The 14,171-nt window shown below is 60.9% G+C and carries 7 protein-coding genes and 1 pseudogene; 6 read left to right on the top strand and 2 right to left on the bottom strand.

Annotation, left to right across the window (positions count from 1 at the left end; all coding sequences use genetic code 11):
• Positions 1 to 396 precede the first annotated feature (396 nt).
• Together putA and AACY52_RS12990 are read left to right on the top strand one after the other, a co-directional pair.
• A complete protein-coding gene (gene putA / locus AACY52_RS12985) occupies positions 397 to 4,350 on the top strand; it encodes a trifunctional transcriptional regulator/proline dehydrogenase/L-glutamate gamma-semialdehyde dehydrogenase (RefSeq protein ID WP_339415592.1) in 3,954 nt (1,317 codons plus the stop codon).
• Between the two features lie 158 nt (positions 4,351 to 4,508).
• Entirely contained in the window at positions 4,509 to 6,311 is a 1,803-nt protein-coding gene (locus tag AACY52_RS12990; protein ID WP_339415591.1) for an acyl-CoA dehydrogenase, read from the top strand.
• Here the strand turns inward: AACY52_RS12990 and AACY52_RS12995 are convergent.
• Entirely contained in the window at positions 6,308 to 6,601 is a 294-nt protein-coding gene (locus tag AACY52_RS12995; protein ID WP_314566837.1) for a cell division protein ZapA, read from the bottom strand. The genes AACY52_RS12990 and AACY52_RS12995 overlap by 4 nt on opposite strands.
• Positions 6,598 to 6,828 (bottom strand): hypothetical protein, encoded by a 231-nt coding sequence (locus tag AACY52_RS13000; RefSeq protein WP_339415589.1) that lies wholly within the window; start codon positions 6,826 to 6,828, stop codon positions 6,598 to 6,600. The genes AACY52_RS12995 and AACY52_RS13000 overlap by 4 nt, the downstream gene beginning before the upstream one ends.
• A 293-nt stretch (positions 6,829 to 7,121) precedes the next feature.
• Between AACY52_RS13000 and AACY52_RS32230 the strand changes: the two are divergent.
• The 4 genes and pseudogenes from AACY52_RS32230 to mscK form a co-directional block, all read left to right on the top strand.
• Positions 7,122 to 7,877, top strand: a pseudogene (locus tag AACY52_RS32230) (MCP four helix bundle domain-containing protein); the annotation flags it as partial.
• Positions 7,869 to 8,732, top strand: a complete 864-nt coding sequence (locus AACY52_RS32235; protein WP_370468024.1) for a methyl-accepting chemotaxis protein — start codon at positions 7,869 to 7,871, stop codon at positions 8,730 to 8,732. The pseudogene AACY52_RS32230 and the gene AACY52_RS32235, both read left to right, overlap by 9 nt.
• Before the next feature lie 232 nt (positions 8,733 to 8,964).
• Positions 8,965 to 10,707: a potassium/proton antiporter gene (locus AACY52_RS13010; protein WP_339427267.1), complete on the top strand. Its 1,743-nt coding sequence runs from the start codon at positions 8,965 to 8,967 to the stop codon at positions 10,705 to 10,707.
• Between the two features lie 52 nt (positions 10,708 to 10,759).
• Positions 10,760 to 14,143 (top strand): mechanosensitive channel MscK, encoded by a 3,384-nt coding sequence (gene mscK, locus AACY52_RS13015; RefSeq protein ID WP_339415586.1) that lies wholly within the window; start codon positions 10,760 to 10,762, stop codon positions 14,141 to 14,143.
• Positions 14,144 to 14,171 lie beyond the last annotated feature (28 nt).

Genomic DNA, 14,171 nt, shown 5'->3' on the forward strand with positions numbered 1-14,171 from the left:
AGGTTAGACGTAGCTGCGTGCCGCGCATTTATGACTGACGTTTCCCCAGGAAAGCCGTCAGCCGATGAACCGACTCGCGGGAGTGGTTGCACCTTGGCCCCGAATGCTATTCAACAAACCAAATAAGGTGCAACCAGTTTCGCGAGAATAAGTTGCACCTTGATGCAAAAAGTGCAAAACACTCTGTTTTTGCTACTTTTCGGAGCAAGAACAGCCAATCTCAGAAGCAAACGCACCAAGACAGAGCCGATTCCGCCGGGGGCCATTTTATTTCATGTACCCGTGCGAAAATTTCATGCATAAAAAGGGTTGCACCCGGTTGCACCTCTGCATGCGCAAAGCTAATCTTGCCGCCAGCTGATGCCACTCGGTAGTGGCACCCATGAGGATAAAAAAATGGCTACGACCACCCTTGGGGTCAAACTTGACGACCCAACCCGCGAGCGCCTCAAGGCTGCCGCGACCTCCATTGATCGCACGCCGCACTGGCTGATCAAGCAGGCGATTTTCAATTACCTGGAGAAACTGGAGGGTGGTGCAACCCTGCCTGAGCTCAATGGCTTGAGCAGCAAGGACACAGACGACGCAGGCGAGGTCCAGAACGACCACGCCCACCAATGCTTCCTTGAGTTCGCCGAGAGCATTCTGCCGCAGTCCGTACTGCGCGCCTCGATCACCGCCGCTTACCGCCGCCCAGAGCCGGAAGTGGTGCCGATGCTGATCGAGCAGGCTCGCCTGCCAGCGCCTATGGCCGAGGCCACCAACAAGCTCGCCGCCTCGATTGCCGAGAAGCTGCGTAACCAGAAAAGTGCTGGCGGCCGTGCAGGGATTGTTCAGGGCCTGTTGCAGGAATTTTCCCTGTCTTCCCAGGAAGGCGTGGCGCTGATGTGCCTGGCCGAAGCGCTGCTGCGCATCCCGGACAAAGGCACCCGTGACGCACTGATCCGCGACAAGATCAGCACCGGCAACTGGCACCCGCACGTGGGCAACAGTCCATCGCTGTTCGTTAACGCCGCCACCTGGGGCCTGCTGCTGACCGGCAAATTGGTCGCCACGCATAATGAGGCAGGTTTGACCTCGTCCCTGAGCCGCATCATCGGCAAGAGCGGCGAACCGATGATCCGCAAGGGCGTCGACATGGCTATGCGCCTGATGGGCGAGCAGTTCGTCACCGGCGAAACCATCGCCGAAGCCCTGGCTAACGCGAGCAAATTCGAAGCCAAGGGTTTCCGTTATTCCTACGACATGCTCGGTGAAGCCGCGCTGACTGAGCACGATGCGCAGAAGTACCTGGCCTCGTACGAACAAGCCATTCACTCCATCGGCAAAGCCTCCCACGGCCGTGGGATTTATGAAGGCCCGGGCATCTCCATCAAGCTGTCGGCACTGCACCCGCGTTACAGCCGTGCTCAGTACGAACGCGTGATGGATGAGCTGTACCCGCGCCTGCTGTCCCTGACGCTGCTGGCCAAGCAATATGACATCGGCCTGAACATCGACGCCGAAGAAGCAGACCGCCTGGAGCTGTCGCTCGACCTGCTGGAACGCCTGTGCTTCGAGCCGCAACTGATCGGCTGGAACGGCATCGGTTTCGTGATCCAGGCCTACCAGAAGCGTTGCCCGTATGTGATCGACTACGTCATCGACCTGGCACGCCGCAGCCGCCATCGTCTGATGATCCGCCTGGTAAAAGGCGCGTACTGGGACAGCGAGATCAAGCGCGCCCAGGTTGAAGGCCTTGAAGGCTACCCGGTGTACACCCGCAAGGTTTACACCGACGTTTCCTACATTGCCTGCGCACGCAAGCTGCTGTCGGTGCCGGAAGTCATCTACCCGCAGTTCGCCACGCACAACGCCCACACACTGTCGGCTATCTACCACATTGCGGGTCAGAACTATTACCCCGGCCAGTACGAGTTCCAATGCCTGCACGGCATGGGCGAACCACTGTACGAGCAGGTTGTAGGCAAGGTGTCCGAGGGTAAGCTCAACCGTCCGTGCCGCGTGTACGCACCGGTGGGTACCCACGAAACACTGCTGGCTTACCTGGTACGTCGCCTGCTGGAAAACGGCGCGAACACCTCGTTCGTCAACCGCATCGCCGACCAGTCCATCTCGATTCAGGAGCTGGTGGCCGATCCAGTGGCCAGCATCGAGCAAATGGCTACGCTGGAAGGCGGCTTCGGCCTGCCGCACCCGCGCATCCCTTTGCCGCGTGACCTGTATGGCAGCGACCGCGCCAACTCGGCCGGTATCGACCTGGCCAACGAACACCGCTTGGCCTCGCTGTCCTGCGCCCTGCTGGCGACCGCTCACAACAACTGGAAAGCGGCGCCCATGCTCGGTTGCGCCTCCAGCAATGAAGCAGCGGCACCGGTACTGAACCCGTCCGACCTGCGTGATGTGGTCGGCCATGTGCAGGAAGCCACTGTCGAAGACGTCGACAACGCTATCCAATGCGCCATCAATGCAGGCCCGATCTGGCAGGCCACCCCGCCCGCCGAACGTGCCGCGATCCTGGAACGCGCCGCCGACCTGATGGAAGGCGAGATCCAGCCACTGATGGGTCTGCTGGCCCGTGAAGCCGGCAAGACCTTCGCCAACGCGATCGCTGAAGTGCGCGAAGCCGTGGACTTCCTGCGTTACTACGCCGTGCAAGCGCGTAACGATTTCACCAACGACGCCCACCGCCCACTGGGCCCGGTGGTGTGCATCAGCCCGTGGAACTTCCCGTTGGCGATTTTCAGTGGTCAAGTCGCCGCGGCACTGGCTGCCGGCAACCCGGTACTGGCCAAGCCTGCCGAGCAAACGCCGCTGGTGGCCGCCCAAGCCGTGCGCATCCTGCTCGAAGCCGGTATTCCGGAAGGCGTGCTGCAATTGCTGCCGGGTCAAGGCGAGAGCGTGGGTGCGCGCCTGGTCGGTGATGATCGCGTCAAAGGCGTGATGTTCACCGGCTCCACTGAAGTCGCACGCCTGCTGCAACGCAATGTCGCCGGTCGCCTGGATGCCCAGGGCCGTCCGATTCCGCTGATCGCCGAAACTGGCGGCCAGAACGCGATGATCGTCGACTCCTCGGCGCTGACTGAACAAGTGGTCATCGACGTGGTGTCCTCGGCCTTCGACAGCGCCGGCCAACGCTGCTCGGCCCTGCGCGTACTGTGCCTGCAGGAAGATTCAGCAGAGCGTGTGATCGAAATGCTCAAGGGCGCCATGGCGGAATGCCGCTTGGGTAACCCGGAGCGTTTGTCCGTCGACATCGGCCCGGTGATCGACGCCGAAGCCAAGGCCGGCATCGAGAAACACATTCAGGCCATGCGCGACAAAGGCCGCAATGTGTATCAGGTGGCTATCGCTGATGGCGAAGAGATCAAGCGTGGCACCTTCGTGATGCCAACCCTGATTGAGCTGGAAAGCTTCGACGAACTGCAACGCGAGATCTTCGGCCCGGTGCTGCACGTGGTGCGCTACAAGCGCAAAGAGATCGACCAGCTCATCGGCCAGATCAACGCTTCTGGCTATGGCCTGACCCTGGGCGTGCACACGCGCATCGACGAGACCATCGCCAAGGTGATCGACAACGTCAATGCCGGTAACGTCTACGTGAACCGCAACATCGTCGGCGCCGTGGTCGGCGTGCAACCGTTCGGCGGCGAAGGCCTGTCGGGTACTGGCCCGAAAGCCGGTGGCCCGCTGTACCTGTACCGCCTGTTGTCGACGCGCCCTACGGATGCCATTGAGCAATCCTTCGTACGCGGCGACGCATTGGCCGCGCCGGACGTGCGCCTGCGCGATGCCATGAGCCAGCCGCTGACAGCCCTGAAAACCTGGGCCGACAGCAATAAGTTCAGCGACCTGAGCGCCCTGTGCAGCCAATTCGCCGCGCAATCGCAAAGCGGTATCACCCGCCAACTGGCCGGCCCGACCGGCGAGCGCAACAGCTACGCCATCCTGCCCCGCGAGCACGTACTGTGCCTGGCGGACGTGGAAGGCGACCTGTTGACTCAACTGGCGGCGGTATTGGCGGTGGGCGGTTCGGCGGTATGGCCAGAAACCGAGCTGACCAAGGCGTTGTTCTCACGCCTGCCTAAAGACATTCAGGCGAAGATCAAGCGCGTGGCCGACTGGACCAAGGATGAAGTAGTGTTTGACGCGGTTCTGCATCACGGTGATTCCGACCAGCTGCGAGCGGTGTGCCAGCAAGTGGCCCAGCGCGGTGGCGCAATTGTTGGGGTGCATGGTTTGTCGCAAGGCGAAACGGCGATTGCGCTGGAGCGTTTGGTGATTGAGCGTGCGTTGAGTGTTAACACGGCGGCGGCGGGTGGCAATGCCAGCCTGATGACTATCGGTTAAGCAGCAGCCGCCAGTTTAAGCTACAAGCTGCAAGTAAAAGCACGCCGCTCTTACTTGTAGCTTGAAGCTTGTGCCGCCCCATCACCCCCATCTATCTTCCTTCCCCGTTTTTATCAGCGCTCCTAGACTGCGGCATACTTTTCTACAGGTAATCCGCCATGTCCGAGACGCTGCTCAGTTCCCGCAATCTGGCTTTCGAGCTCTACGAAGTCCTCGATGCAGAGGGCCTGACCCAGCGCGAGCGGTTTGCCGAGCACAATCGCGAAACCTTCGATGCGGCCATCAGCACCGCGCGCAACATCGCCGAAAAGTATTTCGCCCCCCACAACCGCAAGAACGACGAGAACGAACCGCGCTACGAGAACGGCGCAGCCATCCTGATCCCGGAAGTCAAACCGGCGGTGGATGCCTTCCTTGAAGCCGGCTTCCTCAACGCGGCCCGCAGCTTCGAAGCAGGCGGCATGCAACTGCCCACCCTGCTGTCTCAAGCCTGTTTTGCGCACTTCCAGTCAGCGAACGCGGCGTCCACTTCCTACCCATTCCTGACCATGGGCGCCGCCAACCTGATCGAAAGTTTCGGCACCGACGATCAGAAACAACGCTTCCTGCAACCGATGATCGACGGCCGATTCTTCGGCACCATGGCCCTGACCGAACCCCATGCGGGCTCGTCGCTTTCGGATATTCGTACGCGCGCGGAGCCTTCGGCTGACGGCACCTATCGACTCAAGGGCAACAAGATCTTCATCTCCGGTGGCGACCACCCGCTGTCGGAAAACATCGTGCACATGGTGCTGGCCAAGCTGCCGGATGCGCCCGCTGGGGTGAAGGGCATTTCGTTGTTTATCGTGCCCAAGTTCCTGGTCAACGACGATGGCAGCCTGGGCGAGCGCAACGACGTGCTGCTGGCGGGGCTGTTCCACAAGATGGGCTGGCGCGGGACTACGTCAACCGCGCTCAACTTCGGCGATAACGGTAGTTGCGTCGGCTATCTGGTGGGCAAACCGCACCAGGGTCTGAGCTGCATGTTCCAGATGATGAACGAAGCGCGCATCGGCGTCGGCATGGGAGCGGTGATGCTCGGTTATGCCGGCTACCTCTACTCGCTGGAATACGCCCGCGAACGCCCGCAAGGTCGCCTGCCCGACAGCAAAGACCCCACAACGGCTCCGGTCTCGATCATTCAGCACGCAGACATCAAGCGCATGCTGCTGACCCAAAAATCCTACGTGGAAGGCGCCTTCGACCTTGGCCTCTACGCTGCACGGCTGTTCGACGACACCACCACCCTGGAAACCGAAGCTGAGCGCAAGCACGCCCACGAACTGCTGGACCTGCTCACGCCTATCGTCAAATCCTGGCCTTCGGAGTTCTGCCTCAAGGCCAACGAACTGGCAATCCAGATTCTCGGCGGCCATGGCTACACCCGCGAGTACCCGGTGGAACAGTACTACCGCGACAACCGCCTGAACCCGATCCACGAAGGCACGCACGGGATCCAGTCCCTGGATTTACTGGGGCGCAAGCTCGCGCAGAACGGCGGCGCGGGGTTGAAGCAACTCATACGACTGATTGCCGAAACCGGTGCACGGGCGCAGGAATACCCAAGCCTGACCGCACTAAGGGAACCGCTGGAACAGTTGGTCAACCGCCTGCAAAGCGTCACCATCGGCCTGCTGACGGATCTCGCCCAAGGCAAGGTCAACAGCAGCCTGGCAAACTCGGCGCTGTACTTGAAGGTGTTCGGGCATACGGTGATTGGCTGGCGCTGGCTGGAACAGGCGATTCGCGCCGAAGAAGGATTGGCCAAGGGCAATGCGGCGGATGTGGCCTTTTATAAAGGCAAGCTCCAGGCCGCCCGGTACTTCCTGACCTGGGAAGTACCGAGCTGCCATCATGAACTGGCAATTCTGGAGGCACGCGATGACACGTGCCTGGGCATGCAGGATGAGTGGTTCTAAGGCGTACCGATCGCCTTGGAAATCACATCGACCGTGGCGCTGACTTGCTCTTGGTAACGGTCGAGTTCCTGCTGGTGAGCCTGCTGCATTTCGATCTGCTCGGCGCACAGGTTCAGCGCCGCCAGCACCAGTAGTTTGTCACCGATCAGGGTCGGGTACTTTTTCTTGGTGGTGGCAAGGGACGCCTTGAGCAGGGTCACGGCGTGCATCAGGGTTTTGTCTTCCCCGGCCGGAGCCTTGATCGAGTAATCCTCTCCGAGAATCGAAACGACCTTTATCCCTTCACTCATGCGTTGACAGGCCCTGCGCTCACACGCTCAACCAGCGCCTGGATACGGGCGGCGGTAGCGCCGTGCTTTTCTTCCTGCTCCATCAGGTTCAGTTGCAGGCTGTCGTTCTCATCCTTGGCGCGGGCCAATTCCGCTTTGAGGGATTCGGTGGTGCCCAGCAGATCCTGATTTTGTTGTACCAAGTCGCTGACGAGTTGTTCCAATTGGCTGAGGGATGCTTCTAACATTTTGATTTCTCTGGCTTTTCAAAGGGCGGTGACGATAAAGAAAATTCACCTCGGATGCCAGGGTTATCCCTGGCGCGCAGCCCGATTTTTAAGGGCCGGGCCGCACTTTCGAGCCTTAGTGACTGCAATTACCCGATCTGGTTCCTGAATCGGCCAAGACCCTCGTCAGGTGCGACAAAAACGCACACGCCCCTTTAGACTTTAGTCGTAAGACCGATAGAGAGGCACACACCGTCTCATGGTCGCACGGATCGCGCGTTCCCCCAGGATTCCCCCCCATGTCGCTTCGTAATATGAATATCGCTCCGAGAGCCTTCCTCAGCTTCGCGTTTATCGGCGCGTTGATGCTGTTTCTCGGTATTTTCGCGTTGAATCAGATGAGCAAGATCCGTGGCGCCACCCAAGACATCACCCTGTCCAGCGTGCCGAGCATCCGCGCCCTCGATGAATTCACCCAACTCACCTTGCGCCTGCGGGTGCTGTCCTATCGCTTGCTGACCAACCGCGAGCCGGACGTTCAGCAAAAGACCCTGGAAGCCTTCGAACTGCGCAACCAGCAGATCCGCACCGCGCAGGGCATTTACGAAAAACTGATCGACAGCAGTGAAGAGCGCTCGATCTACGACGAGTACATGCGCCTGCTTGCCCAGTACCAACAGATTGAAGCGCGCATGAAGAGCCTGTCGCGCGCCAACCAGATCGAAGAGCTGCGCACCCTGCTCAACACTGAGCTGTTGAGCAACTCCGAGCAGGTCAACACCGTGCTCAACCGCCTGCTGGACTACAACAACAAGGCCGCCCTTAACACCAACCAACAGGCCGAAGACCATTACAACATGGCCTTCAACTGGGTGATTGGGCTGCTGATTATCGCCACGACACTGACGATGCTGTTCGCCTGGCTGCTGACCCGCAGCATCACCCTGCCCATTTCCCAGGCACTGGAAGCGGCGGAAGAAGTGGCCGAAGGCAACCTGACGCGCCCGATCAAAGTCGACGGCAACGACGAAGCCGGGCGCCTGCTGGCCGCCATGGCCAAGATGCAGGACAAACTGCGCGACACCCTGCAACGCATCGCCGGTTCCGCTACCCAACTCGCATCAGCTGCCGAAGAGCTGAACGCGGTCACCGACGAAAGCGCCCGCGGCCTGACTCAGCAAAACACCGAAATCGAACAAGCCGCCACTGCGGTGAATGAGATGACCAGCGCTGTCGAAGAAGTCGCACGCAATGCGGTGAGCACCTCCGAAGCTTCGCGCAACGCCACCACCTCTGCCGGTGATGGCCGTGATTTGGTGCAGGAAACCGTCAGCGCCATCGAACGCATGAGCGGCGACGTACAGGCCACCGCCACGCTGATCGGCGACCTGGCCAATGAGTCGCGCGATATCGGCAAGGTGCTCGACGTGATTCGCGGCCTGGCGGACCAGACCAACCTGCTGGCCCTTAACGCTGCGATTGAAGCGGCGCGCGCCGGTGAAGCCGGACGAGGCTTTGCGGTGGTTGCCGACGAAGTACGCGCACTCGCCCATCGCACCCAGCAGTCGACCAGCGAAATCGAGCGGATGATCGGCAGCATCCAGGCCGGTACAGAGCATGCGGTGGATTCGATGCGCAACAGCACGGAACGCGCTGAGTCGACCCTGAACATCGCCAAAGGCGCGGGGATGTCGCTGGACACGATCAATACCGCGATTGTCGAGATCAACGAGCGCAACCTGGTCATCGCCAGCGCGGCGGAAGAACAGGCACAAGTGGCGCGGGAAGTGGACCGTAACCTGGTGAACATTCGCGATCTGTCGGTGCAGTCGGCGACCGGTGCCAGCCAGACCAGCGCGGCGAGCAGTGAGCTCTCACGGTTGGCGGTGGACTTGAATGGGATGGTGGGGCGATTCCGCCTCTAACTGACTCGCCTCAGTCAAAATGGGGGAGCGGGCTTGCGCGCGAATGCAGTGGTTCAGTCAGCCTATCTTTAGCTGATGTACCGCATTCGCGAGCAAGCCCGCGCCCACATTAGATCTACATGAATCAGAAGAACCTTTTTGACAGCGCAGCAATTCAACAGGTTAGAATCGCTGGCACGCAGACTGCATGGTCAGTTTGCGCCCCGTCTTGTTTGCTCATGGAGTACTGCCTTTGAATGCGACGACCATCAACAGCCTGTTCTTGATCGGCGCGTTGCTGGTGAGTGCGAGCATTCTGGTGAGTTCTCTTTCGTCCCGCCTGGGGATTCCGATCCTGGTGATCATCCTGGCCGTGGGGATGCTGGCCGGCGTTGATGGCGGCGGCATCATTTTCGATAACTACCCGACCGCCTACCTGGTGGGCAACCTCGCCCTGGCGGTGATCCTGCTCGATGGCGGCTTGCGTACCCGGGTCGCAAGTTTCCGTGTGGCACTCTGGCCGGCGTTGTCACTGGCCACGGTGGGGGTGTTGATTACCACCGGCCTCACCGGTATGGCTGCGGCCTGGCTGTTTGACCTCAATATCATCCAGGGCCTGTTGATCGGTGCCATCGTCGGCTCCACGGACGCCGCAGCGGTATTCTCGCTGTTGGGCGGTAAAGGCCTCAACGAGCGGGTCTCCGCCAGCCTGGAAATTGAATCCGGCAGCAACGACCCGATGGCGGTGTTCCTCACTGTCACGTTGATCGACATGATTGCCAGTGGCCAGACCGGCCTGCACTGGAGCCTGCTGACGCACCTGCTCCGCGAGTTCGGCATCGGCGGTATCGTCGGCTTGGGCGGCGGCTGGCTGATGCTGCAGATGGTCAACCGGATCAGCCTGGCCAACGGCCTGTACCCGATCCTGGTGATCGCCGGCGGCCTGTTCGTCTTCGCCCTGACCAACGCCCTGCACGGCAGTGGCTTCCTCGCCGTTTACCTGTGTGGCCTGGTGATCGGCAACCGCCCGGTGCGCAGCCGTCACGGCATTTTGCATATGCTCGACGGCATGGCGTGGCTGGCTCAGATCGGCATGTTTTTGGTGCTGGGCCTATTGGTCACGCCCCACGAATTGCTGCCCATTGCCCTCCCGGCGCTGGGCCTTGCACTGTGGATGATCCTGTTTGCGCGGCCGCTGTCGGTGATGGTTGGCCTGCTGCCGTTCAAGGCGTTTCACGGCCGCGAAAAAGCCTTTATCGCCTGGGTCGGCCTGCGCGGTGCGGTCCCGATCATTCTGGCGGTGTTCCCGCTGATGGCCGGCCTGCCGCATGCGCAGCTGTACTTCAACCTGGCGTTCTTTATCGTGCTGGTCTCGCTGCTCGTGCAGGGCACAAGCCTGCCGTGGGTGGCCAAGCTGCTCAAGGTCACCGTACCGCCGGACCCGGCGCCGATCTCCCGTGCGGCCTTGGAAGTGCATGTCACCAGCGAGTGGGAGCTGTTCGTCTACCGCCTGGGCGCAGAAAAATGGTGCATTGGCGCCGCCCTGCGTGAGCTGAAAATGCCTGAGGGCACGCGGATCGCCGCCCTGTTCCGCGGTCAACAACTGCTCCATCCGTCGGGTAGTACGGTGCTGGAAGTCGATGATTTGCTCTGTGTGATCGGCCACGAACACAACCTGCCGGCCCTGGGCAAACTCTTCAGCCAGGCGCCGCAACGCGGTTTGGATTTGCGTTTCTTCGGCGACTTCGTACTGGAAGGCGACGCCCAGCTGGGCGCGGTTTCCGCCCTGTACGGCTTGAAGCTGGAGGGCATCGACCCGGACATGCCGCTGAGCCGCTTCATCACCCAGAAAGTCGGCGGTGCGCCAGTCGTAGGCGACCAGGTGGAGTGGAACAACACCATCTGGACCGTCGCTGTCATGGACGGGAACAAGATCGGCAAAGTCGGCGTCAGATTCCCCGAAGGAAGTCGCCCGGGTCCCGGACTCTTCCTCTAAACTGCGGGGCGACAGCTCGCCCCCATTTTTTCATTTCGCTCGACCGGTCTCTATGCCAACTCTGCGCACATTTCTCGCCACTGCCCTGCTGGGCTTGACCCTCTGTGTCGGTACCGTCCACGCGGCCGACCCGCCCAGCGCCGACGCCATCCAGCAAACCCTGGACAAACTGCCCGACCGTAAGCTGCCCGACGCCGATATGAAAGCGTTGCAGGCGATCCTGCAACAGACCCTGACGTACCTGGACAATAAGCAGGACTATGAGCAGCGCCTCATCGACCTCAAGCGCCAGCTGGAAGACGCCCCGCGCCAGACCACAGAGAACCAGCGCGAACTGACGCGGCTCAAGGCCACCAAGGTCGTCCCGGTCGCCCAACGCTACGCCACCCTGCCGGTACCGCAGCTCGAGCAATTGCTGGTGCAGCGCAGTACCCAGCAGGGCGACCTGCAAAAAGAGCTGGCCGACGCCAACAGCCTGTCCATCGCCGCCCAGACCCGGCCCGAGCGCGCCCAGACTGAAATCAGCAGCAGCCAGACGCGCATCCTGCAGATCAACTCGATCCTCAAGGCCGGCAAAGACAACGGCAAAACCCTCAATGCCGATCAGCGCAACCAGCTCAACGCTGAACTCGCCGCCCTGAACGCACTGATCCCCTTGCGCCGCCAGGAACTGGCAGGCAACAGCCAACTGCAAGACCTGGGCAACAGTCAGCACGACCTGATCCAGGAAAAAACCGCGCGCCTGGAGCAAGAAATCCAGGACCTGCAAACCCTGATCAACCAAAAGCGCCTGGCCCAATCCCAGCAGACCGTCACCCAGCAATCCATCGAAGCGCAAAAAGCTGGCGGCAGCAGCCTGCTGGCCACGGAAAGCGCGGCCAACCTCAAGCTCTCCGACTACCTGCTTAAAAGCACTGACCGCCTCAACGACCTGACCCAGAAAAACCTGCAAACCAAGCAGCAACTGGACACAGTCACCCAGAGCGATTCGGCCCTGGACGAGCAGATCAACGTGCTCAAGGGCAGCCTGCTGCTGTCCAAGATCCTCTACAAACAGAAACAGGCGCTGCCGCGCCTGACGGTAGACCGTGACCTGGCGGATGACATCGCCAACATTCGCTTGTATCAGTTTGAGGTCAACCAGCAGCGCGAGCTGATCAGCTCGCCCAGCGCCTATGTGGATAACTTGCTGGCTAACCAGGCGCCAGAAGATGTCACCCCGCAACTGCGCCGCACGTTGCTGGAACTGGCCATCACCCGCAGCGACCTACTGGAGCGCCTGAGCCGAGAGCTGAGCTCGCTGCTGAATGAATCCATCACGTTGCAACTGAACCAGAAACAACTGCTCAGCACCGCCACCGCACTGCGGGCGACGCTGGATGAGCAGATGTTCTGGATCCCCAGCAACAAGCCGCTGGACACCGAGTGGCTGGAAACTGTCCCGGCGCACCTGAGCAAGCAAGTCGCCACCCTGCCCTGGGCCTCCAGCATCAGCGAATTGTATGACGGCCTGACCCAGCGCCCGCTGCTGTTCCTGCCACTGCTGCTGGTGATCGGTGCCCTGCTGTGGCGACGCAAAGCCCTGTATCAGCGCCTGAGCAAGGTCCACCTGGACATCGGCCACTTCAAGCGCGACAGCCAGTGGCACACGCCGCAGGCCATCCTGATCAATATCCTGCTGGCGATGCCGGTGGCGCTGGGCCTGGCGCTGTGCGGCTATGCACTGCAAATTGACGCCCGTGGGCAGAACGCCAACCTCGGCGCAGCGTTGCTGCAAATCGCCCAGGCCTGGCTGGTCTTCTACACCGCTTATCGCATCCTGGCGCCGGGTGGCGTGGCGCAATTGCACTTCCGCTGGGAAAAACCCCAAGTCGAATTCCTGCAAGGCTGGATACGCAAGCTCGGTCTGGTGGTGCTGGCGCTGGTGGCCGTCGTGGCGATCGCCGAGCACCAGCCGGCGGCGCTGGCGGACGATGTGCTGGGCATTGGCGTGGTGCTCACGTGCTATGCGCTGATGGCCTGGTTGCTGGGTCGCCTGCTGCTCAACAGCCCAACCCATGAAAAAGCCTCACTGTTTCGCAAGGCCATCGGCCTGCTGTTTACCGCCTTGCCCGTCGCCCTGTTTATCGCCGTGTGCTTTGGCTATTACTACACCGCGCTCAAGCTCAGCGACCGCTTGATCAACACCCTGTACCTGCTGATGTTCTGGCTGGTGATCGAGGCCACCTTTGTACGCGGCCTGGGCGTTGCGGCGCGGCGACTGGCCTATGCGCGGGCACTGGCTAAACGCCAGGCCGCCAAGGAAGCCGGTGAAGGCGAAGCGGTGATCGAAGAGCCGACCCTGGACATCGAGCAGGTCAACGAGCAGTCGATGCGACTGATCCGCCTGGCCTTGCTCGGCGGCTTTATCGCGGCGTTGTACTGGGTGTGGTCGGACCTGATCTCGGTATTTTCCTACCTGGACAACGTCACCCTGTACGAATACACCAGCGGCACGGGTGCGAATATCAGCATGGTGCCGATCAGCATCGGCGATTTCATCGGCGCGTTGATCATCATCGGCATTACCTTCGCACTGGCGCGCAACCTACCCGGTCTGCTCGAGGTGCTGGTACTGTCCAAACTGGAGCTGGCCCAAGGCAGCGCCTACGCGACGACCACGCTGTTGTCGTATGTGATTGCCGGCATCGGTTTTGTCTCCACCCTCTCCACCCTTGGCGTGAGCTGGGACAAGTTGCAATGGCTGGTGGCGGCGCTGTCCGTGGGGTTGGGCTTTGGTATGCAGGAGATCTTCGCCAACTTTATCTCCGGCATCATGATCCTGTTCGAACGCCCGGTGCGCATCGGCGACACCATCACCATCGGCAACCTGTCGGGCACGGTGAGCAAAATCCGCATCCGCGCCACGACGATCACCGACTTTGACCGCAAGGACATCATTGTCCCGAACAAAACCTTCATTACCGGGCAACTGATCAACTGGTCGCTGACCGATACCATCACCCGGGTCACCCTGAAGCTGGGCGTGGACTACGGCTCCGATCTGGACTTGGTGAAGGAGTTGTTGCTCAAGGCTGCCAGGGAAAACCCACGCGTGTTGAAGGAACCGGAACCGCTGGTGTACTTCCTCAACTTCGGTGAAAGCGCCCTCGACCACGAACTGCGCATGCACGTGCGCGACCTGGGCGACCGCAACCCCGTGCTGGATGAGGTCAACCGCTACATCAACCGTGAGTTCAAGAAACAGCACATCAACATCTCGTTCCGGCAGATGGAGGTATACCTCAAGAACATGCACGGCAAGGAATACAAATTGGTGCCTGCCGAAGACGAGCACAAGACCATGGCCGTGCCTGCCCCTGAGCAGGACGCCCCCGAGCCGCCACCCGGCAAAGTCGACGATGCGCCGGAGCCGCCGCCGAGCAAACTCGACTAACGGTGCTATCCCCAGCAGAATGCCAGGA

It is taken from the genome of Pseudomonas sp. EA_65y_Pfl1_P113, assembly GCF_963970525.1.
Taxonomy (GTDB): Bacteria; Pseudomonadota; Gammaproteobacteria; order Pseudomonadales; family Pseudomonadaceae; genus Aquipseudomonas; species Aquipseudomonas tritici.